At 44.3% G+C, this 23,358-nt stretch carries 24 protein-coding genes; 9 read left to right on the top strand and 15 right to left on the bottom strand.

The features are described from left to right. Nucleotides 1–140 precede the first annotated feature (140 nt). The 3 genes from suhB to K5Q92_RS20515 all read left to right on the top strand — a co-directional run bounded on the left by suhB (nt 141) and on the right by K5Q92_RS20515 (nt 2,114). Nucleotides 141–941: an inositol-1-monophosphatase gene (gene suhB / locus K5Q92_RS20525; protein ID WP_220770732.1), complete on the top strand. Its 801-nt coding sequence runs from the start codon at nt 141–143 to the stop codon at nt 939–941. Nucleotides 942–1,215: 274 nt separating this feature from the next. Continuing rightward, nucleotides 1,216–1,623, top strand: a complete 408-nt coding sequence (locus K5Q92_RS20520; RefSeq protein ID WP_220770731.1) for a phosphate-starvation-inducible protein PsiE — start codon at nt 1,216–1,218, stop codon at nt 1,621–1,623. Between the two features lie 200 nt (nt 1,624–1,823). Then, nucleotides 1,824–2,114, top strand: a complete 291-nt coding sequence (locus K5Q92_RS20515) for a PilZ domain-containing protein (RefSeq protein ID WP_220770730.1) — start codon at nt 1,824–1,826, stop codon at nt 2,112–2,114. Nucleotides 2,115–2,197: 83 nt separating this feature from the next. Here K5Q92_RS20515 and K5Q92_RS20510 read toward each other — a convergent pair whose 3' ends face one another. Then, the gene (locus tag K5Q92_RS20510) at nt 2,198–2,440 is read right to left on the bottom strand and encodes a YecH family metal-binding protein (protein WP_220770729.1); all 243 of its coding nucleotides are present in this window, start codon (nt 2,438–2,440) and stop codon (nt 2,198–2,200) included. Nucleotides 2,441–2,633: 193 nt separating this feature from the next. Here K5Q92_RS20510 and K5Q92_RS20505 point away from each other — a divergent pair, with 193 nt between their 5' ends. From K5Q92_RS20505 to K5Q92_RS20495, 3 genes are all read left to right on the top strand, one after another. Continuing rightward, on the top strand, nt 2,634–4,307 hold the full coding sequence (locus tag K5Q92_RS20505) for a sensor histidine kinase (protein ID WP_220770728.1): 1,674 nt from the start codon (nt 2,634–2,636) through the stop codon (nt 4,305–4,307). A gap of 3 nt (nt 4,308–4,310) precedes the next feature. Next, nucleotides 4,311–5,021, top strand: coding sequence for a two-component system response regulator BtsR (gene btsR / locus K5Q92_RS20500; RefSeq protein WP_220770727.1), 711 nt, complete (start codon nt 4,311–4,313; stop codon nt 5,019–5,021). A gap of 136 nt (nt 5,022–5,157) precedes the next feature. Next, nucleotides 5,158–6,597 (top strand): carbon starvation protein A, encoded by a 1,440-nt coding sequence (locus K5Q92_RS20495; protein WP_220770726.1) that lies wholly within the window; start codon nt 5,158–5,160, stop codon nt 6,595–6,597. An 87-nt stretch (nt 6,598–6,684) separates the two neighbouring features. Here the strand turns inward: K5Q92_RS20495 and K5Q92_RS20490 are convergent, their stop codons facing one another. From K5Q92_RS20490 to queA, 9 genes are all read right to left on the bottom strand, one after another. Further along, entirely contained in the window at nt 6,685–7,230 is a 546-nt protein-coding gene (locus tag K5Q92_RS20490; RefSeq protein ID WP_220770725.1) for a YaeQ family protein, read from the bottom strand. 109 nt (nt 7,231–7,339) lie between these two features. Further along, complete coding sequence (locus K5Q92_RS20485; RefSeq protein WP_220770724.1) at nt 7,340–8,251, bottom strand: bifunctional precorrin-2 dehydrogenase/sirohydrochlorin ferrochelatase; 912 nt, start codon at nt 8,249–8,251, stop codon at nt 7,340–7,342. 36 nt (nt 8,252–8,287) lie between these two features. Next, the gene (locus K5Q92_RS20480) at nt 8,288–8,647 is read right to left on the bottom strand and encodes a rhodanese-like domain-containing protein (RefSeq protein ID WP_220770723.1); all 360 of its coding nucleotides are present in this window, start codon (nt 8,645–8,647) and stop codon (nt 8,288–8,290) included. After that, nucleotides 8,647–8,964 (bottom strand): DUF2007 domain-containing protein, encoded by a 318-nt coding sequence (locus K5Q92_RS20475; protein WP_202719937.1) that lies wholly within the window; start codon nt 8,962–8,964, stop codon nt 8,647–8,649. The genes K5Q92_RS20480 and K5Q92_RS20475 overlap by 1 nt, the downstream gene beginning before the upstream one ends. A 248-nt stretch (nt 8,965–9,212) precedes the next feature. After that, the gene (gene secF, locus K5Q92_RS20470) at nt 9,213–10,160 is read right to left on the bottom strand and encodes a protein translocase subunit SecF (RefSeq protein ID WP_220770722.1); all 948 of its coding nucleotides are present in this window, start codon (nt 10,158–10,160) and stop codon (nt 9,213–9,215) included. Between the two features lie 13 nt (nt 10,161–10,173). Further along, nucleotides 10,174–12,024, bottom strand: coding sequence for a protein translocase subunit SecD (gene secD / locus K5Q92_RS20465; protein ID WP_220770721.1), 1,851 nt, complete (start codon nt 12,022–12,024; stop codon nt 10,174–10,176). 17 nt (nt 12,025–12,041) lie between these two features. Next, the gene (yajC, locus tag K5Q92_RS20460) at nt 12,042–12,374 is read right to left on the bottom strand and encodes a preprotein translocase subunit YajC (RefSeq protein WP_220770720.1); all 333 of its coding nucleotides are present in this window, start codon (nt 12,372–12,374) and stop codon (nt 12,042–12,044) included. Nucleotides 12,375–12,404: 30 nt separating this feature from the next. Continuing rightward, a complete protein-coding gene (gene tgt, locus K5Q92_RS20455) occupies nt 12,405–13,538 on the bottom strand; it encodes a tRNA guanosine(34) transglycosylase Tgt (RefSeq protein WP_220770719.1) in 1,134 nt (377 codons plus the stop codon). A gap of 180 nt (nt 13,539–13,718) precedes the next feature. After that, the gene (gene queA, locus K5Q92_RS20450) at nt 13,719–14,756 is read right to left on the bottom strand and encodes a tRNA preQ1(34) S-adenosylmethionine ribosyltransferase-isomerase QueA (protein WP_220770718.1); all 1,038 of its coding nucleotides are present in this window, start codon (nt 14,754–14,756) and stop codon (nt 13,719–13,721) included. Nucleotides 14,757–15,203: 447 nt separating this feature from the next. Between queA and K5Q92_RS20445 the strand changes: the two genes are divergently transcribed. Both K5Q92_RS20445 and K5Q92_RS20440 read left to right on the top strand, forming a co-directional pair. After that, entirely contained in the window at nt 15,204–15,797 is a 594-nt protein-coding gene (locus tag K5Q92_RS20445; RefSeq protein WP_220770717.1) for an ACP phosphodiesterase, read from the top strand. Between the two features lie 132 nt (nt 15,798–15,929). Next, nucleotides 15,930–16,583: an RluA family pseudouridine synthase gene (locus K5Q92_RS20440; protein ID WP_220770716.1), complete on the top strand. Its 654-nt coding sequence runs from the start codon at nt 15,930–15,932 to the stop codon at nt 16,581–16,583. Nucleotides 16,584–16,673: 90 nt separating this feature from the next. On the opposite strand, the gene K5Q92_RS20435 is transcribed toward K5Q92_RS20440, so the two are convergent. Continuing rightward, nucleotides 16,674–17,084 (bottom strand): hypothetical protein, encoded by a 411-nt coding sequence (locus tag K5Q92_RS20435; RefSeq protein WP_220770715.1) that lies wholly within the window; start codon nt 17,082–17,084, stop codon nt 16,674–16,676. Nucleotides 17,085–17,369: 285 nt separating this feature from the next. On the opposite strand from K5Q92_RS20435, the gene K5Q92_RS20430 reads away from it, so the two are divergent. Beyond that, a complete protein-coding gene (locus K5Q92_RS20430) occupies nt 17,370–18,740 on the top strand; it encodes a Gfo/Idh/MocA family oxidoreductase (protein ID WP_374758462.1) in 1,371 nt (456 codons plus the stop codon). A 113-nt stretch (nt 18,741–18,853) separates the two neighbouring features. Here the strand turns inward: K5Q92_RS20430 and sstT are convergent, their stop codons facing one another. The 4 genes from sstT to K5Q92_RS20410 all read right to left on the bottom strand — a co-directional run bounded on the left by sstT (nt 18,854) and on the right by K5Q92_RS20410 (nt 23,292). Beyond that, nucleotides 18,854–20,077 (bottom strand): serine/threonine transporter SstT, encoded by a 1,224-nt coding sequence (gene sstT / locus K5Q92_RS20425; RefSeq protein WP_220770713.1) that lies wholly within the window; start codon nt 20,075–20,077, stop codon nt 18,854–18,856. Nucleotides 20,078–20,257: 180 nt separating this feature from the next. Next, entirely contained in the window at nt 20,258–21,160 is a 903-nt protein-coding gene (locus K5Q92_RS20420) for a chemotaxis protein CheV (protein WP_220770741.1), read from the bottom strand. A 90-nt stretch (nt 21,161–21,250) separates the two neighbouring features. Beyond that, a complete protein-coding gene (locus K5Q92_RS20415) occupies nt 21,251–22,795 on the bottom strand; it encodes a phosphatidylserine/phosphatidylglycerophosphate/cardiolipin synthase family protein (RefSeq protein ID WP_220770712.1) in 1,545 nt (514 codons plus the stop codon). A 26-nt stretch (nt 22,796–22,821) separates the two neighbouring features. Further along, the gene (locus K5Q92_RS20410) at nt 22,822–23,292 is read right to left on the bottom strand and encodes a dual specificity protein phosphatase family protein (protein WP_220770711.1); all 471 of its coding nucleotides are present in this window, start codon (nt 23,290–23,292) and stop codon (nt 22,822–22,824) included. Nucleotides 23,293–23,358: the final 66 nt, after the last annotated feature.

The raw sequence follows: 23,358 nt of genomic DNA, 5'->3' as shown, positions 1-23,358 counted from the left end.
CTGAAGGAACACGTGAAAGAATGTTACCACAGGCGACTCATTTTACTTATACAAAAATCAACATTTGATATAACCGTCAAATCGAGTATAATCCGCCTCCGATAATTTATATCCGTTCTTTTACATCCAGGGGATTTGCAATGCTTCCAATGCATACCATTGCTGTGCGCGCTGCTCGCGCTGCCGGCCAAACAATTTTGCGCGCCTATGCGGAACTAGACCGAGTTGAAGTCAGTTCTAAAGGTGTTAACGACTACGTAACTAACGTAGACAAGGAAGCTGAAGCTGCGATCACGTATCAGATCCGTAAATCTTACCCAGACCACACTATTGTTGGTGAAGAAGCTGGTGAGAACAAAGGAACTAATAAAGATTACGTTTGGATTGTTGACCCTCTGGATGGCACTAATAACTTCGTAAGAGGTATCCCTCACTTTGCTGTTTCTATTGCTATGCAATTTAAAGGCAAAACCGAAGTCGCTGTTGTTTACGATCCTATTCGTGACGAACTATTCTCTGCTGTACGTGGTAAATTCGCTAAGCTTAACGATTTCCGTATCCGTGTAGCAAACAAAGACTTAGACGAAACCATCATTGCTACTGGTTTCCCATTTAAGGCTAAGCAACACACCGAAACTTACATGAAGTTGTTCGCAACTGCATTCACTCAGTCTGCTGACGTACGTCGTGCAGGTTCTGCTGCACTCGATCTAGCATACCTTGCGGCTGGCCGTGTAGACGGTTTCTTTGAAATCGGCCTAAAGCCATGGGATATCGCAGCGGGTGATCTAATTGTGCGTGAAGCTGGCGGTACAGTAACAGACTTTACTGGTAACCATAACTACCTAGCATCAGGCAACATCGTTGCTGGCGCACCAAAAGTTACAACGGCACTAGTTAAGTCATTCCGCCCATTATTGAGCGATGCACTTAAGCGTTAATCTCGCTTAGTTGATTTAGAAACCGCCTACTTAGGCGGTTTTTTTATGCCTAATCGACAACTGCCTCATACGATACCTTTGTTAATAAACAAACCTGATGTAAACCTGCCTGAGCAACAAGTTAAAACTTACCTAAAATTCATATTCTTACCTTATACAAATAAAAGTAACTTCAGAATTTATCAAACGATATTGTGAATAACATCACACCGATAATGTCACATTTCTATCATTTACTGATACCCTTTATCAAACGACTGCATTAGGGAATATCATGGATAAAATGTATCGCAAATATGGCATTACAAGCATTAAAGCCATTGAACATTTAGTACTTATTATTATCGCAATCGCCACCGTAGTAGCGATTGGCCAAGAGATTAAACATATTTTTGACGTTGGGGCGGTAGCCCTTGCTGATCTACTATTGCTATTTATCTACTTAGAAGTGCTAGCAATGGTGTCGCATTATGCGGAATCGGGCAAATTGCCTATTCGTATGCCGCTATACATTGCTATCGTTGCCCTAGCGCGGTATTTGATTTTGGATATGAAGGCGATGGATGACTGGCGAATCGTTGCGATTTCTATCTCTACGCTAATCTTGGCTGGCACAGTTATTATTATTCGCTGGGGTCAATTAAAATTACCTTACCCCCGTCGTAAAGAAGACGAGCTATAAAGCTCCTCGAAATAGCGCATAACATAATAAGTACTCGAAGCTACGACTTCGAGTACTTACCCTCTCACCATCACGTCCACTTTATCCTTTTCGTTTAATACCCTTAAAAATCAACTGATCCCAGCCTAGGCCTTTAATTGCTGCCACAAGTGGTTTAAGCTCATATCTGTTTATGCAAAATAACTCAAAGGATAATCGGTATGGAAACCTATCAACAAGAAAGACGTAGCTCCCAAAGGGTCGATATGGAAGATGAGTCTGTAATGATTGCGATTCATACGAATGGAGGCATATATTCAAACTCTGCCATCTGTCTCGATCTTTCTCGCCGAGGTGCATTACTAGAATACAATCAAGCATTGGCACTTGGAACCTTAATCGAAGTAACCTTTAATCAAGGTAATGACAATGAGAATACCATCAAGGGTCAAGTATGCCGCTGCACCTGTGCTAACGAGACCCGTTGTCACATTGCGTTACAGCTTATCTAAACTGGATGTTTTAGATACCAAATAAAAAGCCTAACGATGTTAGGCTTTTTGAGATCCGGAGCTTGTATGCAACAGAGTTTATATTAGTGGTTACAGATCCGGTCGGCAGCAGTCTGTATCCCCTTCTCCGAATGGATAAACTTGCCTTTTTTCTCCAGAAAAGCGATTAGCTCATCAGCATCCATCTGTTGGGCAGAACAAGTGTGATAACGTGCCTGCTCACCAAATTCTTTATGCATAAGCGACTTTAACGCTTCTTTAGTTAAAGATTGCCCATGTGCTAGCATAAGCTCCATCACCTGATGGCCATGAATCGAATCTGACATATTGCCCCTATTATTAAGCTGTATATATTAGGCACTTTATACGCTATACCCTTATTCAAAACTTTGATCTACATAGCACTCGCATCAATAGCCGTAAATTTTTGTATGAAATTAGCATCAATGCGCACTATATTAAGCATTTGATTTTGCTTAAACAGCTTAAGCTAAGCCACTCTTTCAAAGTGAGTCTTCCATGTCGTTAATATTATTACTAACCCAGCAGATGAGCCTCTATATGGTGATTGTCTACCTTGTTAGTAAGACGCCTCTGTTCAAAGTATTTACCGAAGCCGCAACTCGCCTTCCCCATAAAGTTTATATCTACTTCATCTTCTCTGGCTTTTGCATCATGGCGACCTATTTTGGCGAGCAGACCAATGACGCGATCGCTAATACCCGTGCAATGGGGGCTGTACTTGGTGGACTCCTCGGCGGGCCAGTTACTGGTTTCTTAGTCGGGCTCACTGGCGGACTACACAGATACAGCATGGGTGGGTTTACCGATCTTGCCTGTGCAATATCCACCACGGTTGAAGGCTTATCCGCAGGAATGGTGAGTTATTACCTACGCCGTATTGGCCAGCAAGAACTGCTCTACTCACCAATTTTGGTATGCATGGTTACCTTTACCGCCGAAGTGATGCAGATGCTGATTATTCTTGCGGTAGCCAAGCCTTTCGACGATGCCTTCGCGCTCGTGGAACAGATAGCGCTGCCAATGCTACTGGTTAACTCCATCGGTGCCGCGCTATTTATGAGTATCATACGCGACCAAAAAGCCATGTACGACAAGATGTCCTCTGTATTTTCAACCCAGTCATTAAGGATTGCTGAGCGCAGTGTAGGGATTTTGTCGACGGGATTTAATGAAGAGACCAGTAAACAAGTAGCACAAATTATCAAGGAAGAAACCCAGGTTGGCGCAGTCGCTATCACCGATACCGAGAAATTACTGGCTTTTATCGGTATCGGTGATGATCATCATATTGCTGGTACGCCAATATCCTCAAAAATCACCCAAGATGCCATTGACCAAGATAGAGTGATGTTCGCCGATGGCGTTAACATGCCCTACGCTTGCTCAATTTCCAATAGTTGCCAATTAGGTTCAAGCTTAGTGATCCCGCTCCGCTCCGATGCAAAGGTGATTGGCACTATTAAGCTGTATGAGCCAAAGAAAAAGTTATTTCTTAATATCAACAAAACCCTAGGCGAAGGTTTAGGCAGACTGCTTTCGAATCAAATCCTTTATGGCCGCTTTGCCGCTCAGCAAAACTTATTAGTGCAGTCGGAACTGAAGTTATTACAAGCCCAAGTCAATCCACACTTTTTGTTTAATGCACTGAATACCATCGCCGCGATTATCCGCCGCGACCCTAATACTGCACGTCAGTTGATTCAAAACTTGTCGCAATTTTTAAGAATTAACTTAAAACGCACTACAGGACTGGTCACACTCGCAGATGAGTTAGAGCACATAGATTCCTACCTCACTATCGAAAAGGCACGCTTTATCGATAAGTTAACCGTTAATATTGATATTCCGGAGTCATTGTTGCATTACAAATTGCCCGCCTTTACCCTGCAGCCAATCATAGAGAATGCGGTCAAACACGGCACTTCAAATATGCTAGGTTCTGGCGTCATCACGGTTAAAGGTGAGCTATTACCCGACGAAACGCTATTACTGTCAGTCACCGACAATGCAGGCCTCTATAAGCCAACAAACAACAACGAGGGCTTGGGCATGAACATCGTCGATAAACGGATCCAAAACATGTTTGGCGCACAGTTTGGTATTGCAATAAACTTTGAAGCGAACCAGTACACTACAATTAGCATTCACTTACCGACAACGGGATCTTAGACCTTGATTAGCTGCATCATAATTGACGATGAACCTTACGCTAGAGACGAGCTTGCTATCTTGCTTGAAAACGAGCCTGATTTTGAAGTCATGGCCCAATGCAGCAACGCAGTAGAAGCGATGCAGGCGATCACCAAATTTAAACCTGAGCTGCTCTTCCTAGATATTCAGATGCCCAAAATATCCGGCCTTGAGCTCGCATCTATGCTGGATCCCGATAATATCCCTAGAATCGTTTTTGTCACAGCGTTTGATGAATATGCCATCACAGCATTTGAAAAGCAGGCGTTCGATTACCTCTTGAAGCCGATTGATGACAACCGCTTCGCCGCGACATTAAACCGATTACGCAAAGATCTGACTCCAAAGCAACTCGGCACCATAGCTAGCGAAAAGCTTGAGCATATTCCCTGCTTTTGCGGCAACAGGTTGAAGGTTGTGGCCACAGACGCCGTACAGTTTATTTATAGCGATATGAGCGGTGTGCATGTAGCGACCGCCGACGAACTTGTGCACACGCATATGACATTAAGGGTTCTCGAAGAGAAAACCTCCCTCATCTATTGCCATCGTCAGTATTTAATCGCACCAACGGCCATTGCCGAAATCGAACTACAAGAGGCTGGCGCAGAGGTCACAACTCGCTCTGGTGCAAAAGTGCCTGTATCGAGACGCTACTTAAAACAGTTGAAGCAGCTCTTTGGGTTCCAGTAACAACAAAAAGTTCAACCGCTAAGGTCGCCATATTACCACTGACCTTAGCTATTTGACCGCTTAGCAATTTGTAACTTTCCGACTCTATAAATAAGTTTACACTCCCTGCCATTCTATGTTCTGAGAGTTAATTAATATGACTTGGTTTTTGCTTTGCGTCGGTCTGTTGATCGGTGGCTATTTTATTTATGGTGCGTTTGTCGAGAAAGTATTTGGCATCAATGCGAATCGCCAAACCCCTGCGTTTACAAAGACTGACGGTGTCGACTATGTACCTATGTCTAAAGCTAAGGTTTACCTTATTCAGCTACTCAATATTGCTGGCGTAGGCCCAATCTTTGGCCCGATTCTTGGCGCGCTATATGGCCCAGCGGCCATGCTATGGATTGTGCTTGGCTGTGTATTTGCTGGTGCGGTACACGATTACTTCTCAGGCATGCTATCTGTGCGTAACAACGGCGAGTCGGTACCAAGCCTAGCTGGCAAATACCTGGGCAAAGGTGCCAAGCACTTCATGAACGTGTTCGCCATCATTCTACTGCTATTAGTTGGTGTGGTATTTATCTCGGCTCCAGCAGGCCTTTTAGGTAAGCTGACAGGTTGGGATGTGAGCATCTTCGTTGGTATTATCTTCTTCTACTACTTGATCGCAACAATCGTTCCTGTCGACAAGATTATTGGACGCCTATATCCATTCTTTGGCGCTCTGCTAGTGTTTATGTCTGTTGGTCTAACCATCGCGTTAGTCATCTCTAGTGAGCACAGCTTACTGCCAGGTGTTGAAGTTGGTGACTTCCTAACTAACTTAAATCCGAATGACATGCCATTGTGGCCAGCACTGTTTATCACCATCGCTTGTGGTGCAATTTCGGGCTTCCACGCAACTCAGTCTCCACTAATGGCTCGCTGTGTTGAAAATGAGTCGAATGGTCGCTTTGTATTCTACGGTGCAATGATTGGTGAAGGTATCATCGCACTTATCTGGTGTGCTATCGCGCTATCTTTCTTCGGCAGTGTTGAAGGGCTAAATGCGGGTATGGCGGGTAACCCTGCGAACGTAGTTTATGAGGCTTCTACAGGTCTTCTAGGCGCTGTAGGTGGATTCCTAGCGGTATTGGGTGTAATTGTACTGCCTATTACTTCTGGCGATACAGCATTCCGTAGCGCTCGTCTAATTTTGGCAGAGTTCTTCAAGATGCCACAAACAGAGCTACCAAAGCGCTTGATGTTTGCCATCCCACTATTTGCTGCTGGTGCAGTGTTAACTCAAGTCGATTTTGGTGTGATTTGGCGCTACTTCGGTGTGGCAAATCAGGCGACAGCTGTGATGATGTTATGGACGGCATCTGCATACCTACTACGTCACAACAAGCTGCATTGGATCTGTACGGTTCCAGCTATGTTTATGACTACTGTAGTAATTAGCTTCTTACTCAGCTCACCAACCCTTGGTGCTGGTCTACCAATGACAGTATCGACTATTGCAGGGGTTGTATCGACCTTAGTGATTACTGGCCTAATTATTATTAAGACCAAAGGTAAAGGCGAAATTGAAGCCGTAGCCGAAGAGTCTTAAGCCTTATAGGTTGTTTCACGCAAAAGCCAGTCTGACGACTGGCTTTTTTGTGCTCTCAGCATGTATAAAAACATCACCTTTTAAATGTTAGCTATCGCCTTTAAGCAACTCAGGTTCAACTAGCACGCTATTGTCGTTATCCGAGATCCAGATCTGACCTTCACAGATATTAAACTGCAAAGCCATATTACGGCCAACTAACTGCCCCATCGCCTTCACAGCATCTTCTGGAATGTTCCAAATCGTCAAGTTGTCATAGCGCTCAAGCGCCGCTTCATTTTGTTTCCACCAGATCGGTACGCTACGGCCACCATAGGTGATCAATTGTACTGCTTTAGCTCGGCCACACGCTTTACGTAGCCATTTCTCATCACTCTGACCAAACTCCACCCATAGGTTGATTTCATCAGACAATGACTTGTCCCAAAGTTCAGGCTCATCGTCAACACAAAGACCTTTGCTGAACGCCAAGCTATCACTGGCATTCATCGCGAAGGCAAGCAACCTTACCATCATGCGTTCATCGGTTTCGGAGGGGTGCTGGGCCAGCGTTAACTGGTGATCTTGATAGTAACCACGATCCATATCTGCAATTTGAATTGCGACTTTATATACGGTTGCTTTGAGTGCCATGGGAATGTTCACAAATAAATTTGCGCCAAGTTTACCTCAAATTCCCCTCAACCAGTATAAAAGATGAAGCTGCTCGAGGGGAAAGCCATGAGAGCTTTCTTTGGATCAGCTAAAAGCCGCCAGGCCTTAAATACCTCGCATCGGGAAATTGCTCTGTTAAACGTAGGATATCCACTTTATCGCCATAAACCAGACATGACTCCCCTGCCACCAACTGCTGTTCGATAGTATGTTCGTCGAAACTGGATCTAAAATTAGCATCTCGCCTTAGCAGTTCATTAAGCTCAATCGGCACTCTCAGTTTGGAATAAGTTACCTCAATTTTTTGCAAATAAGGCATCGCTCCCAGAGGTAATAAGTCAGCAGGGGTTGAAGAGTCAATCAACAGTAGCTCGCCTCTGCTCATTTGTAGCGAAAAACTGGCCTCATAATGGCTCTGGGTATCATCGTCAAAGCGTTCGGCATTACGCTGAAAAAACAGCTCCCAAAATCGTCTTCGATGCTGAAACACAGGCAAGCGCTTCTGAACTTCATGTCGATGTTGGGCAATAAAGTCAAATAAGGGACTGATAGATTGAGGCAACCATGATTCGAGTCGGGCACGAAGCTCGCGGGCATAGACAGGCGACGCACCGGCTGTACTTATCGCAATCTGCAAACGACCTCTATCGACAATTGAGGGAGTAATAAAACGGCAGAACTTTGGATTATCAACCACATTCACCCAAATGCCTTGTTCTTTGGCGATAGTGGCTAAGCGCTCATTAAGTTGCTTATCTGCGGTGCAGAGATAGATAAGATCATAACCAGTGATGTCAGAGTCATTAACGGGGCGCTGCGCAAGAGTTATGCGGTCTTGATTGACATAATTTAAGGTGTCTTGGCAAACATCAACGGCAATAACATCAATATTCGCCTCGGTGCGACAAAGGAGGTCCAGCTTGCGGCTGGCAACATCGCCAGCCCCAATAATAAGCACCCGAAGAGATTGGGTATCAACAAATAGCGGAAAGTATTGCATATATGAGCTGCACCTTTGCGATAGTTTACGACTTATTCAGTCCTGTTCTATCGGCAATTGTCGCTCAAGCCACGCCTTATAACCACCCGCTAATGAGACCACTTTTGAATAACCCATAACCTGAAGGTTATTTGCAGCGAGTGCAGAACGATAACCGCCGCCACAATATAAAACCAATGGGCTTTGTTTATCAGGAAAACGTGTCTCGATATCTCTTTCGATAATTCCCCTGCCTAAATGCTGGGCGTTGGGCAGGTGACCCTGCAGCCACTCTGAGTCTTCTCGTACATCGAGTAATACCCAACCTGTCATTGCTTGGTACTGCTCAACTGTGACTTCGGTGATTTTAGGTAAAACACTTTCTACTAATGCTAAAAATGCGGGATTATGTTTCATTAACTGTACTTCTCACTGCGCTCTGCACTGCAATTCCAGCAGAGCTCAAAGCTGGATTCATTAATTTCATGGCAGTTAACACACTTCCATTGCGGACACTGTGCGTTTAACGATGCCATCTGTTTTTTGGCAATTTCATATTGGCTTTCTGCCACCCAAAGTTCAACATTTTGAATGCCTGTGGGTAATTCACCAACACCACCTAACAGCGCCTCTCCTTTTAACTCAACTTGTATGCCGCTGGACTCCAGCATGCCTTTCCAAGTGTGAGCCTCTAGCAGATTCCCTGCTGCAACTAAACGTGTCTGCTCTTCCATGTTATTTCCTACTGCTATTGCTCTATTTGGCAATTAAGACGCTTTAAGCGCTATTTTAAAAATAGGTTTACATGCTACCGCTAAATTATCAAGCCTGTCGAGTGCTGCTTTTTCGAACAGTAGAAAAAACTTAGCTAACGCTTACGGTTTGGTTTTTTACACTACAAATGCTTTACCAAAATCAGTTTTAAAACAAATATGACATAAAAAAAGCCACCTAACTGGTGGCTTCTTCACAGACATAATGATTAAGGCATCAATGCGTCTTGATCGGCTCCCTCTTTCTCAACTTCAACAGGCATCATATGTTCACGATTAATGCCTAGTTTGATAGCCAAGAAGCTCGCCACATAGATTGACGAGAAGGTACCCACAAAAATACCCATCAGCAATGCTGTCGCAAAGCCGTGGATCATTGTGCCACCTTTAAGGAACAAAGCGACAACCACAACCAAAGTTGTACCTGTAGTAATAATGGTACGACTCATGGTTTGAGTGATTGAGACATTGACCACTTCTTCTGGTAAACACTTGCGTAACTTAAGGAAGTTCTCACGAATACGGTCGAATACCACGATAGTATCGTTAAGCGAGTAACCAACAACGGTTAGCAAACCAGCAAGCACTGTTAGGTCAAACTCAAGCTGTAGTAGCGAAAAGACACCTAAAGTCACGATAATATCGTGCGCGAGTGCCGCGACCGAACCCAGTGCTAAACGCCACTCAAATCGGAATGACACATAGATAAGAATACAGATTAACGCGACTAAAACCGCTAACCCGCCTTGCTCTGCAAGTTCTTTACCTACCTGTGGCCCAACAAACTCAACGCGCTTTTGAACAACAGCTGAGTCTAGCTTGGTGACTGCATCCATAACGTCGTTAACTTGATCTTCGCTCTTAAAATCATCTTTAACAGGCAAACGAATAAGCACATCGCGGCTAGAACCAAAGTTCTGCACCACAGCGCCACCAACAGCCTCAGTCGAAAGATTTGCGCGGATCGCATTCAAGTCTGCAGGCTTAGAAAACTCAAGCTCTACAACCGTACCACCAGTAAAATCTAGGCCCCAGTTAATACCTTTTGTTGCCAAGGTAACAATTGAGCCTAACACTAACACAGCTGAAAATATGCTGATTGGTAGCGCATGGCGCAGGAAGTTGACTGTGCCTTTAACATTTAAAATCTGTAACATTATCAACTTCCCCTTAAATAGACAGTTTCTTCACGCGTTTACCACCCCAAATCGCGTTCACGATTGAGCGTGTACCCACGATAGAAGTAAACATAGAAGTAGCGATACCGATCATTAGGGTTACCGCGAAGCCCTTCACCGCACCTGTACCCACGGCGAATAAAATCAGTGCCGTCATAAAGGTGGTGATGTTCGCATCGGCGATAGTTGAGAATGCGTTACCGTATCCTTCGTGAATCGCTTGCTGTACACTACGACCGTTACGTAATTCCTCACGAATACGTTCGTAAATCAGTACGTTACCGTCAACCGCCATACCGACTGTTAACACCATACCGGCAATACCGGGCAATGTTAGCACTGCACCTGGGATCATAGACATCACGCCCACAACCATAACCAAGTTAGCAGTTAGTGCAAGGTTGGCGATTAAGCCGAAACCACGGTAGTAAACCAACATGAAGATAAGAACAACTGCCATACCCCAGATCATCGCTTGCATACCGTTTTGAATATTTTCCGCACCTAGGCTTGGGCCGATGGTACGTTCTTCAACGATATAAACAGGCGCGATTAGCGCACCTGCACGTAGCAATAGCGCTAGATTCTGTGCTTCTGCATGTTCAAGGCCAGTAATCACAAAGTTACGGCCAAGGCGTGCTTGAATTGTCGCAACAGAGATCACTTCTTCAATCTTCTTCATCTTGACGCTGCCGTCAGCATTCTTTTCACCAGTATCTTTATACTCGATGAATAGCGTTGCCATCGGATTGCCGATGTTGTCTTTGGTGACATTAGAGAAGATTGAACCGCCTTTAGCATCGAGGTTAATCGACACTTGTGGGCGACTGTATTCGTCAAAACTTGGTTGTGCACCTTGAATATGATCACCGGTCAACATAACCGCTTTCTTCAACACAACAGGGCCACCTGTGCGGCGCTGATAAAGCTCAGAACCCGCTGGTACACGACCACTCATTGCAGCTTGAACGTCAGCTTTTTGGTCAACCATATGGAATTCAATCGAGGCCGTCGCACTTAAAATCTCTTTTGCGCGAGCGGTATCTTGAACACCTGGTAACTCAACGATGATACGTTCAGCACCTTGACGTTGCACAACAGGCTCAGCTACACCTAACTCGTTTACACGGTTACGCAGTGTCGTGATATTTTGCTGTAGTGCTTCTTCTTTAACTTGCTTTAAATAAGCTTCGCTTGGGTTAGCAACAAGGACATAGTCATCGCCTACAGTCTTGTCGACGAAAACCATGTCATTGCTACGAGACTTAAGGAAACGCTCAGCATTTGCTAAAGTCTCTGCATCGCGAAACTTAATCTCGATGCCTTTGGCGCCATGACGAATACCCGCGTAGCGAATTTTCTCAGCTCGTAAATCAGTTCTAAAATCAGCAACCTTGGCTTCAGTCATCTTTCGAAGTGCTTCACCCATATCCACTTCCATTAAGAAGTGAACACCACCGCGCAGATCCAGACCTAGTTTCATTGGCGAACCACCCATGGCTTCTAACCATTTTGGAGTCGCTGGAGCTAAGTTAAGTGCTACGGTGTACTTGTCGCCTAACGCTTCTGCAATGGCTTCTTTAGCAACGAGCTGCTCTTCACCATTATTTACACGTACTAACAACTGACCATTTTCAAGCTCGGAACGCTTAACAGCGATACCTTTGCTCTTTAATACTTCATTTACTGTCGACAGAGTCGACGCTGAGACCTCAGCTCCTCGAGTCGCAACCACTTGAACTGCGTGGTCTTCTCCGAAAAGGTTTGGTATCGCATAGAATCCACCTATGGTGATAATCAGTATCACCATTAGGTTTTTCCACATCGGGTATTTATTTAACACGCCATCGCCCTCTTGGCTTAAAGTGACTTAATAGAGCCTTTTGGCAATACGGCCGCAATATAATCCTTCTTAATAGTGATTTCGCTCGTTTCGTTGATAGTCAACAATACGTAATCGTTTTCATCACTGATCTTAGCGATCTTACCTAGAATACCACCGCTTGTTAGCACTTCATCACCCTTGCTCAATGAGCTCATCAGGTTCTTGTGCTCTTTAACACGCTTAGATTGTGGACGGAAAATCATGAAGTAAAAAATTAGGCCAAAAATGACCAACATGAAAATCAATTCCATCGTGCCACCCGCGCCAGTTGCTGCCGGGTCCGCTGCATATGCATTTGAAATAAACATAGTATTCTCTTCTTCTTGTCTGAGTTAAAATTAATCGGTTAATTCAGGTACTTCAGGTACTTCTCGACCTTGGCTGGTATAGAATTCCGTAACAAAGGCGTCTAATGTACCTGTCTCGATAGCGCCACGCAAACCTTCCATCAATCTTTGGTAATAGCGAAGGTTATGAATGGTGTTTAATCGAGCACCTAAAATCTCATTACAACGATCTAAGTGGTATAGATATGCCCGAGAGTAGTTCTTACAGGTATAACAATCACACTTATCATCGAGTGGTGAAGTATCATCGCGATGACGCGCATTACGGATCTTGATAACACCTTCACTAGTAAACAGATGACCGTTTCGAGCATTTCGCGTTGGCATAACACAGTCAAACATGTCTACACCGCGACGTACGCCTTCAACTAAGTCTTCAGGTTTACCCACTCCCATCAAATAACGCGGTTTATCAGCCGGAATTTTAGGGCAAACATGCTCAAGAATACGGTGCATGTCTTCCTTTGGCTCGCCAACTGCTAAACCACCAACAGCGTATCCATCAAAACCAATATCGACTAAGCCATTTAAGCTTTCGTCACGTAGGTCCTCATAGACTCCGCCTTGAATAATACCAAACAGAGAGTTCGGGTTTTCAAGTCTGTCAAACTCATCACGTGAACGCTGCGCCCAACGAAGTGACATCTGCATCGACTTACGTGCTTCGTCCTCGGTTGCTGGATACGGAGTACATTCGTCAAAAATCATTACCACATCACTGCCTAATGAGTTTTGGATCTGCATCGACTTCTCTGGATCTAAGAAAATCTTTTCACCGTTAATTGGTGAACGAAAATGCACACCTTCCTCAGTGATCTTACGGATATCACCCAAGCTAAACACTTGGAATCCGCCCGAATCAGTTAGGATTGGTCGTTGCCAGTTCATAAAATCGTGCAGGTCACCATGCTTACGCATGATCTCTTCACCAGGGCGTAACCATAGGTGGAATGTATTACCAAGCAGAATATCCGCGCCAGTAGCACGCACTTCTTCAGGAGTCATACCCTTAACCGTGCCGTATGTGCCTACAGGCATAAAAGCTGGAGTTTCAACCGTACCACGTTCAAAAATCAAACGGCCGCGACGCGCACGACCTTGAGTTGTATCTAATTCAAATTTCATTTTTCACCTCGCCAGAGAAACAGTCTGACCTGAGTCGACTCAACCATTGAGCCTAAGATTATGACAAACATAAGGGCAAACAATTCAGTATCAACCCTAAATGCCAAAATATGCATTAAAAGTGCAGATAAAAAAATACCCACTTCATATGAACTGGGTATTTTAAAGCAATTTGGATAATTAGTTCGCTTTTTTGGTCACAAACATGGCGTCACCATAGCTAAAGAAGCGGTATTTTTGAGCGATCGCGTGCTGATAGGCGTTTTTTACCTCATCGAAGCCAGCAAATGCACTTAGCAACATGATCAGAGTCGACTCGGGCAAGTGGAAGTTTGTCACCATGGCGTCCACCACTTGGAACTGATATCCAGGGTAAATAAAGATATCGGTATCGCCACTGAATGCTTGTAACTGCTCAGGCGATGCTTTGGCTGCGCTTTCAAGTGAACGTACCGATGTGGTTCCGACTGCGATAACGCGATTGCCTCTGGCTTTTGTTTCAGCAATAAGATCCACGACGTCCTGTGGCACTTCAGCCCATTCAGAATGCATTTTATGATCTAGGATGTTATCGACACGTACTGGCTGGAAGGTGCCTGCGCCAACATGCAAAGTAACAAATGCGGTGTTCACGCCTTTGTCTTTTAATGCTGCAAGTATGGCATCATCAAAATGTAAGCCAGCAGTAGGGGCTGCTACGGCGCCAGGATTTTGATTGTAAACCGTTTGGTAACGCTCTTTATCTGCATCTTCATCGGGTCTATCAATATAAGGAGGCAATGGCATGTGGCCAACCTCTTCTAGCACTTCAAGTACCGTTTTATCGCATTGCAACTCAAGCTCAAACAGCGCATCGTGTCTCGCGACCATCTTCATTTCATAGCCACCATCTAAACAGATAATAGCGTCAACCTTTGGAGACTTAGAGCAACGAACATGGGCTAGCACTCGCTTGTCATCAAGCATACGCTCAACCAAGATTTCGAGTTTACCGCCTGACTGCTTTTTACCAAACATACGCGCAGGAATGACTCGGGTATTGTTAAATACCATCAAATCGCCAGGACTGACTTGGTCTAAAATATCGGTAAATTGCAGATCAGCCAGCTGACCACTATTACCGTCAAGCGATAACAGTCGGGACGCTGTCCGCTGAGCCGTTGGATAACGGGCAATTAACTCATCTGGGAGTTCAAAAGAAAAATCTGCAACGCGCATGGAAAGTCTCTATTGTATCTAAATCGGCCGCTAGTCTATGGCTAGAGCTACAGAAGATCAACAATCCAATCCTAAAAAACCGCCAAATACTCCCATTTAGGAGAATAATTCAGTGCGTTAATTGAACGACTTTAACTTGTTCGACTGCTGTTGCCGAGCATTACAGGGAGTTTTTTTATCCAAATCTTCTATGCGATAGCGGTGTTGTGCATAAGGAATGTCGATTTCGACTTTTTTTCGTCTAACCTGAACGCCTCTGCCCAACTTGTTGGTTAACCAGTTCCACATCATCCTTGATCCTCAAACCGTTTAATTGATGGGTAAATTACAATTTTTTACGATGCACATCCTTTTAGAAGCCCTAGATCTTGAATTATTTCAAGAAAGAATTTCCTTCGCACCTCCCTGCATGATAACGTGAAGTACGCGAATCACCAAGTATAAAATATGAACTTTCTTGCACACCTGCACTTAGCAGACAACAGCCAAACCTCTCTGGCTGCCAATATTGCCGGCGACTTTGCAAAAGGCAGTATTGAACATTTCCCTAAACACCTGCAGCAAGGAATATGGCTTCACCGCCAAATAGATCAGCTCACCGACAGCCATGAGATCACCAAAGAGTTGTTAGCAGCATTTCCCAAATCATTAACCCGTGCAGCCCCCATTATCATAGATCTTAGCTTTGATCATATGTTGGCAAAATACTGGGAAGAGTATCACCACCAGAGCCTAGAAGAGTTCGCCAACAAAGCATACGATGCCATTGATGAGTGTGAGGCTCTGCCCGAGCAATTGGTATCGATAGCACCTAAGATCAGGAAAGAGAACTGGCTTGTGGCCTATCAAACCCGCGAAGGGTTAAACCAGACACTTGCCTCTGTGGCAAAAAGAGTCTCTAAGCCTGAGATTTTTACTGGCGCACAAGAATGCGTCAAAAAGCTCGATACTGAAATCGAGATCGCGTTTCGTACTTTTTACCCGCAACTGATGGCCTATAGCCGCTTATGGACCCGCAACACGCCGCCTGAATATCTGTAAGTATTCTCACGCCTAAAAAGCGGCTCAGCACACCCTAGCGTTAAGGCACGTTCCAGCTAAGTAACCACCAAAATTTAGTGCGTGTCTTAACGCTCAATATTTTGCTAGAATTGCGCCGCAATAGGAGAATTCATGCAAATATTTAGCTATCAGCCCCCCAGTATTCCTTGGTTAGATATCCGTTATATTGACCGAGATATTATCGTTATCAATAAGCCATCTGGCTTACTCTCAAATCCCGGTATCGCTGAATATACTCACGATTGTGCACTAACACGTCTGCAGCAGCGCTTTAAAGATTGTATTCTAGTGCACCGTTTAGACTGCGCAACCTCTGGCATCATGGTATTTGCTCGTAACAAAAAAGCTGAGTCTAGCCTGAAAACCCAATTTCAAAATAGGCTGACACAAAAAACTTATATCGCAGAAGTGGACGGTGTACTGAAACAGCAAAATGGTGTCATTGAACTACCGATCGGCGCTGACAAGCTCAATCCTCCTAAACAGATGGTCATCGAGTCAGGAAAGACTGCGATAACCCATTATAAAGTGTTGGAACAAAAGCCTCACAGCAGCCTAGTTGAACTCAAACCCGTAACAGGTAGAACTCATCAATTACGGGTACATATGCTAGCACTAGGACACACCATTTTGGGTGATGATTTTTATGGTGATGAACAAACTCTCAAAGCCGCTAAACGATTACAACTGCATGCCCAGGAGTTAAGTTTTACTCACCCTTATTCGGGTAAAACAATGCACTTTAAAAGCGCTCACTCATTCTAATCAGCGCTCAATTCCAAGATCAAAAAAGGGGCTTATGCCCCTTTTCTGCTTATAAGAAATTACAGCTATTCTTCCTGATAATGCAACAACTTAAGCCGCTTCAACATCTCTCTTTGCCGTATAATAGCAGTTAGTTGAATTACAGAATTTAAGTTCATTATCCGTAGTCAACATAAAGTATTCGCCAAAAATATTCCCGCCCTTGTCTTCCAGCTTAATGCCCTCTTCCATTTCCTCTGAGAGCATTTCATCTAGGCTATGGCAACCATCTAAATACCAAGTCTCTAGATAATACTTACCCGCTTGTTTATAGAGGGTGATTTTATCTCCAAGCAACGGTCTTTCATCTACCCAACACCCAACGACTTCGCGAGGGCTGAGTTCATCTTCTTGCCAAGACAGACGCCTACGCTTTTCAACTACTGACATTTCCATCTCCTTGAGTTTTGCTTCTCGCTCAATTTGAATAACTTCATTTGTCTTATTGCGCACTACTGCCATCGGCTCGTTCCCTCTATCAAAAAGCATTTGTAATATATTTGTTAACCAAATCAGGTATAAACAAAGAAAGCAATCACAATGATACTGCCACCTTTTAGTCAAAAGTGTATCGCAATAAGAAATTAAAAACGCGATATAAATCACTTTCTATGCATTACTTTAGTAAAACCGCATAAAAACACAAGCGCAACAATGCGACATACCATTTTTTAACCCTTTTATCTCTAAATTTGATATAACTCTATGGCTGTTAAACAATTCCAATAAGTTAATGCGAGACTCTTGATGAAATTAAATCGCCGACACTTTTTAAAAACTGCAGGCCTCTCTGCTGCGGGAATACTCACCTCCCAACTACCATTCTCGTCCGCAGAGGCTGTACCGAGAAAACCCACTACAGGCCAGTCTGTTATGGGGTTGATCGCCCCCAAAATGACCACAGTGCGTGTCGGTTTTATTGGTGTTGGCCAAAGAGGCTCTGGTCACGTAAAACATTTCTGTCATCTGGAAGGCGTCGATATCAAAGCAATCTGTGATACCAACGCTCAAGTTTTAGACGAGTCAATTGAATTTGTGACCGCGCAAGGCTTAGCAAAACCCGCAAGATATACTGGTAGCGATCACGCATACAAAGATTTACTCGATCGTGATGATATTGATATCGTGATTATCTCCACCCCTTGGGAGTGGCATGCGCCTATGGCTATCCACACAATGGAAAGTGGCAAACACGCCTTTGTCGAAGTGCCATTGGCTCTGACAGTCGAAGAGTGTTGGCAGATTGTCGATACTGCCGAGCGGACGCAAAAGAACTGTATGATGATGGAGAACGTCAACTACGGCCGAGATGAGCTGATGGTGCTAAATATGGTTCGCCAAGGCTTATTTGGCGAACTGTTACATGGAGAAGCTGCCTATATTCATGAACTGCGTTGGCAGATGAAGGAGATTGACAGTAAAACCGGCTCTTGGCGCACCTATTGGCACACGAAGCGAAATGGTAATCTTTACCCAACCCACGGGTTAGGTCCCGTGTCTCAATATATGAATATCAATCGTGGTGACAGATTTGATTACCTCACTTCGATGAGCTCACCCGCGCTGGGACGAGCCTTATACGCTAAGCGAGAATTCCCTGCTGATCATGAACGCAACCAACTGAAATATATCAATGGTGACATCAATACCTCGCTTATTAAAACGGTAAAAGGCCGTACCATCATGGTTCAGCACGATACTACTACGCCACGCCCCTATAGCCGTCATAACTTGATTCAAGGCACCAACGGCGTATTTGCAGGCTTTCCTAACCGAATTGCTATCGAGCAGGGTGGAACTGGCAATTACCACAAGTGGGATATGGACATGGCGAAATGGTATGCCAAGTACGATCATCCACTCTGGATACAGATGGGAGAACAAGCAGAGCGCAATGGTGGTCACGGCGGTATGGACTTCTTGATGCTTTGGCGCATGGTCTATTGCTTAAGAAATGCAGAGCCTTTAGATCAAGATGTATATGATGGCGCGGCGTGGTCGGTGGTAAACATTTTAAGTGAAGAGTCGGTCAATAACCGTAGTAACTCGGTCAACTTCCCAGACTTTACTCGCGGCGCTTGGAAAACGGGTAAGCCACTCGAAATAGTCGGTGCTTAAGTACGAAGCTTTTTACGGTGCAATAAACAAAAAGCCCCGCTAATTATGTTTAGTGGGGCTTTCATGCTAATTAGTATTAGTCAGCGCCTCATATCAAGGCCGCAATTGTAGATTTAAGCGTTCTCTTTCCTTTCTGCCGCTTCACATGCTGCAGCAGTAAAGATAACGTCTGTAGAGCTGTTAAGACCTGTTTCGGCAGAGTCTTGAATAACACCAATAATAAAGCCTACAGCTACGACCTGCATGGCCACATCATTTGAAATACCAAACAAGCTACATGCTAGTGGGATAAGTAGCAGTGAACCACCTGCAACACCCGATGCTCCGCAAGCAGAGATGCCTGCAACAAGACTCAACAGAATTGCAGTCAGGATATCCACTTGTATGCCCATCGAGTGAGCTGCCGCTAGCGTTAAGATTGTAATCGTAATCGCTGCGCCGCCCATGTTAATGGTTGCACCTAATGGAATAGAAACAGAGTAAGTGTCTTCATGTAGCTTTAACTTTTCACATAACGCCATATTCACAGGAATATTCGCCGCACTAGAGCGAGTGAAGAAAGCTGTTACACCACTTTCACGAAGACAAGTGAATACTAATGGGTATGGATTACGACGTATTTTAAAGTACACAATCGCTGGGTTGATGATCAGTGCCATAATCGCCATTGCGCCAAGAAGCACCAATAGCAGATGCATATAGCCAGCAATTGCGCTAAAACCTGTACTTGCGAATGTTGATGATACTAGACCGAAAATACCAATCGGTGCCAGACGGATAATAAAACGAACCATCTGAGATACGCCATGGCTCACATCAGCAAAAACGAGCTTAGTTGAATCGGTTGCATGATGTAGCGCCAAACCTAAACCTACACCCCAAGCTAAAATACCGATATAGTTACCTGTCATAACCGCATTAACTGGGTTATCGACTAATTGAAATAACAAGGTATGAACCACTTCGCCGATCCCTTCAGGAGGATTAGCCTGAGCCGCATCTAGCGTTAATGCTAATGTCGTAGGAAACGCAAAACTCATCAAAACAGCGGTGACCGCGGCCGAAAACGTGCCAAACAGATATAGAATAACGATCGGACGCATATTGGTCTTGGCATTTTTCTTTTGGTTCGCTATCGATGCAGCAACAAGGATAAAGACTAATATCGGTGCGATTGCTTTTAATGCGCCAACAAATAGCTGACCTAAGAAAGCCACACTCTCCGCACCAGTTTTTGATACGGTTGCTAACGCAATACCAGCAATAATACCTACGAGAATTTGTAACACTAAACTACCGTCTGCCAATCGGGCAAACAAAGATGGTTTTTGATTCATTTATTAACCTGTCATTTTTATAGTATGCAACGATTCTATTTAAACTCACCATTAGGTGAACCTTAAATAAAATTAATCTCCCTTCGACACAGTTTGTATCGGATGTGGCAACTATTGTCTACCTTTACCAGACAAATAAGCTCGGTTATTACTCACGATTAACATATTACTAATAAGGCCCTAAAAATTAGCCATCGCTGTTGCTTTTTCAGCCCCGCGCAGCATGGCTTCAATCAACTCATGGGCATCAAATTTTGTCAGTGCCTCATTAGCACCTACTTGATGAGCCTGACTGACACTGATCTCACTGGAAAGAGAGGTATGCAGGATAATATAAGCGGACGAGATCGCGGGATTATTCTTCACTTCAAATGCCAACTCATAACCATCAAGTCCAGGCATCTCAATGTCGCTAACTAAAATATCGATAGCATGATTATCTCGCTCGGCTTGTTCCATGATAGACAATGCTTCTTTGCCATCGGCGGTAACTTGGTATGGAATATTGATACTGTCCAATGCATCACTCAGTTGTTTACGTGCAACCTTCGAGTCATCAACCAGCAAGATATTAAGTGGCTTTAGGTATTCTCGTTGTACATCGGTCAAGATGGCGCGGGTGGTCTCAGGGCTCGCTGGGAACACTTTAGAAAGCAGTAACTCTACATCTAATAACTGCACCAACTTACCGTCAATCCTTGTCACCCCTGTAAGATAAGCGTTCTTACCCAAATTAGTCGGTGGTTTCTCAATATCACGCCAATTACATTCAATAATCTTATCGATAGAGCGTACCAAAAAACCAATCACCATTCTCTGACAGTCAGTAATAATGATATAGCTATCTTTAAGCTCCTCTTTACTTATCGGCCGATAACCGACTGCGGCAGCCATATCGACAATCGGGATCGTTGCACCACGAATGTTCGCCGCCCCTAGAATTGTTGGGTGGGAATGGGGGATGGCGCTCAATGGCGTATAAGGAACCAATTCACGTATTTTTAGGGTACCTAATGCAAATAACTGTGTCAGAGATAGTTGAAACAAGAGTAAACCTTGAGATTGACTCGCCTTACTCTTCATCTTATTACCACTTATTGCATTCATCTTAATGGACCACTTACTAACGTATATGTTTGAGCAAACTCTAACTCAATCGTACTAAGCAAACAATTAAAGCTGCGACTCAATCGGTAATAATGCGATGCAATCGACGAGAAACTTACGCCAAAGCCCGGCATCGGGTTCAGTATAAATAATTCGCTGATGAAGATCATCGAACCAGATAAGCTCCCCCTCTTCGATGGCGAGTCGATAGGTGTTTCTAGCTAAGCTGGCCTCAATGCCGTCGACCACTTCCCCTGCCAATTGTTCATTATCAATAATCAAGCCCATCTCGGTATTTAACCACGCCGAGCGAGGGTCAAAGTTAAAAGACCCAACGAAGGTTGACTGCTTATCTGTAATAAAGGTTTTAGCGTGTAAACTGCTCTTTGAACTTCCTGTCCAGCTACTGGCTTTCTTCTGCTCAGGGTTAGCTTTAACTTCGTAGATCTTTACCCCAGCTTCTAATAATGGCTGGCGGTACTGGCGATATCCAGCATGAACGGCAATCACATCCGTTGCGGCTAAGCTGTTAGTTAAGATAGTAATATCAATCCCTGCCCTAGCAGCTTCTATAATGTTCTGAGTCCCTTCCCTTGTTGGCACAAAGTAGGGCGAAATAATAAAAACCTCTTTTTCCGCTTGCCTTAAAAACTCGCCAAGATCGGCTAAAATACTGTCACTGTCTAGCTGATGATTTTGTTTGTCTGGCTGATCATAGACCAGTTTTGCGCTGCCCCAATACCAATGCAAAGCATGGCTCTGCATCTGAGTAATGAGTTCACTACTTAATAATCGAGCCATATAAGGATTCGTTTGATACGCTGCTTTCTCGGATTCGACTAACGCCAAGGCTGTATCGACCTCCTCTGCCGTCACACTGTGGGCTGTTAGCGCTCCAACCTCAACGGTTAAAGGCGAATTCCAATAGATATCAAATTGATCTGAAATCTCATCGACTGCAGGGCCTATGGTCATCAGGTCAAAGTCACCAAACTCAACATTGGTGTCGTTTGAAAAATACTCATTACCAATATTACGGCCACCCACAATGCTGATGGTATTATCTACGGTGAATGACTTATTGTGCATCCTATGATTCAACCGAGAAAAGCCAGCGACAAAGGCAAGATTACGAAAGTCTCTCTCAAATGTTGGGTTATACAAGCGAACCTGAATATTCTTGTGTTCAGCCAACATCACTAGCGCCTCATCGGCATCTTTTACAGCCATATCATCTAGCAGAATACGGACTCTAACCCCGCGCTGTGCGGCATCAATTAAATGCCAGGTTAAAAGCCTACCGGTATCATCTCCTCGGTAGATGTAATACTGCAGGTCGATACTAGCTGTGGCGGCATTAACAAGTGCTAGACGCGCAATAAAGGCATCAATACCGTCAGTGAGAGGTAACACGCCTGTTTGCTGAGGATGCGCCTTCACATCGGCCTGTATATATTGCACCAATGGCCAATCTGGCTGCGCGGCTAACTTTGTCGTAATGGCTTTTTCGGGATAAACGGGAGAGGATTGGCAGCCTATTAACGCACTCAAGGCTGCACAAAGAAAAATGATTCGTAAAAAAGTTAGTGACTGCAATCCATTTGCATTCATTCCGTTACTCTGCTGCTGTGCCTTAACTATTCTTGTAACGCATAAAGCACATCGAATGCAAATTGATCCCAACCTTCGGCGCTAAATGCAATATCACGTACAGCCCGAACTTGACTCACGGCGTGCAAAGGCGCGGCACCGTTATCCATTAGGTAGTAAGCCATTATGAGACCCGTTCTATCCTTACCCGAACGACAATGAATAAGCACCGTTTTATCCTGCGCTTCACACTGGCGAATAAAGGCTAACGCTTGCGGTACTTGTTCTACGCAATATGCTAAGTCTTCCGGCTTAGGGGGAATATTACGAGAGAAAGGCACGCATAAATACTCTAAACCTGCGGCAGAAAACTCCGCTTCGATGCAATCTTCACCGTTATTTACAGATAATACGGCATCGATCCCCGCAGTCTTTAACTCCTGCAGATCCCAAGGATCTTTATTTGGCCCGCTGCGTCCTGCAATTTGTCCCTCAACTAACCAAAATAGGTGCTGCATAATATTTCCTAAAATAAATTTTGAGTTTCAAACAAGGTTTAATCGCCAAGAGAATACATAAAGCCT

The sequence above is a fragment of the Shewanella sp. MBTL60-007 genome, from assembly GCF_019654915.1.
Classification (GTDB): Bacteria; Pseudomonadota; Gammaproteobacteria; order Enterobacterales; family Shewanellaceae; genus Shewanella.
Note: the sequence above shows the minus strand (reverse complement) of the source record. Positions and strands in the feature narration are given on the sequence as shown.

Coding starts and splice junctions, on each gene's coding strand:
- yajC (WP_220770720.1), bottom strand. CDS start 12,374: ATGTTTATTTCAAATGCATATGCAGCGGACCCGGCAGCAACTGGCGCG.
- K5Q92_RS20420 (WP_220770741.1), bottom strand. CDS start 21,160: ATGAAGAGTAAGGCGAGTCAATCTCAAGGTTTACTCTTGTTTCAACTA.
- queA (WP_220770718.1), bottom strand. CDS start 14,756: ATGCGCGTTGCAGATTTTTCTTTTGAACTCCCAGATGAGTTAATTGCC.
- K5Q92_RS20520 (WP_220770731.1), top strand. CDS start 1,216: ATGGATAAAATGTATCGCAAATATGGCATTACAAGCATTAAAGCCATT.
- K5Q92_RS20435 (WP_220770715.1), bottom strand. CDS start 17,084: ATGGCAGTAGTGCGCAATAAGACAAATGAAGTTATTCAAATTGAGCGA.
- K5Q92_RS20430 (WP_374758462.1), top strand. CDS start 17,370: ATGAAATTAAATCGCCGACACTTTTTAAAAACTGCAGGCCTCTCTGCT.
- K5Q92_RS20410 (WP_220770711.1), bottom strand. CDS start 23,292: ATGCAGCACCTATTTTGGTTAGTTGAGGGACAAATTGCAGGACGCAGC.
- suhB (WP_220770732.1), top strand. CDS start 141: ATGCTTCCAATGCATACCATTGCTGTGCGCGCTGCTCGCGCTGCCGGC.
- K5Q92_RS20505 (WP_220770728.1), top strand. CDS start 2,634: ATGTCGTTAATATTATTACTAACCCAGCAGATGAGCCTCTATATGGTG.
- K5Q92_RS20515 (WP_220770730.1), top strand. CDS start 1,824: ATGGAAACCTATCAACAAGAAAGACGTAGCTCCCAAAGGGTCGATATG.
- K5Q92_RS20475 (WP_202719937.1), bottom strand. CDS start 8,964: ATGGAAGAGCAGACACGTTTAGTTGCAGCAGGGAATCTGCTAGAGGCT.
- K5Q92_RS20490 (WP_220770725.1), bottom strand. CDS start 7,230: ATGGCACTCAAAGCAACCGTATATAAAGTCGCAATTCAAATTGCAGAT.
- sstT (WP_220770713.1), bottom strand. CDS start 20,077: ATGAATCAAAAACCATCTTTGTTTGCCCGATTGGCAGACGGTAGTTTA.
- tgt (WP_220770719.1), bottom strand. CDS start 13,538: ATGAAATTTGAATTAGATACAACTCAAGGTCGTGCGCGTCGCGGCCGT.
- K5Q92_RS20480 (WP_220770723.1), bottom strand. CDS start 8,647: ATGAAACATAATCCCGCATTTTTAGCATTAGTAGAAAGTGTTTTACCT.
- K5Q92_RS20495 (WP_220770726.1), top strand. CDS start 5,158: ATGACTTGGTTTTTGCTTTGCGTCGGTCTGTTGATCGGTGGCTATTTT.
- secF (WP_220770722.1), bottom strand. CDS start 10,160: ATGTTACAGATTTTAAATGTTAAAGGCACAGTCAACTTCCTGCGCCAT.
- K5Q92_RS20445 (WP_220770717.1), top strand. CDS start 15,204: ATGAACTTTCTTGCACACCTGCACTTAGCAGACAACAGCCAAACCTCT.
- K5Q92_RS20510 (WP_220770729.1), bottom strand. CDS start 2,440: ATGTCAGATTCGATTCATGGCCATCAGGTGATGGAGCTTATGCTAGCA.
- K5Q92_RS20415 (WP_220770712.1), bottom strand. CDS start 22,795: ATGAATGCAAATGGATTGCAGTCACTAACTTTTTTACGAATCATTTTT.
- K5Q92_RS20485 (WP_220770724.1), bottom strand. CDS start 8,251: ATGCAATACTTTCCGCTATTTGTTGATACCCAATCTCTTCGGGTGCTT.
- K5Q92_RS20440 (WP_220770716.1), top strand. CDS start 15,930: ATGCAAATATTTAGCTATCAGCCCCCCAGTATTCCTTGGTTAGATATC.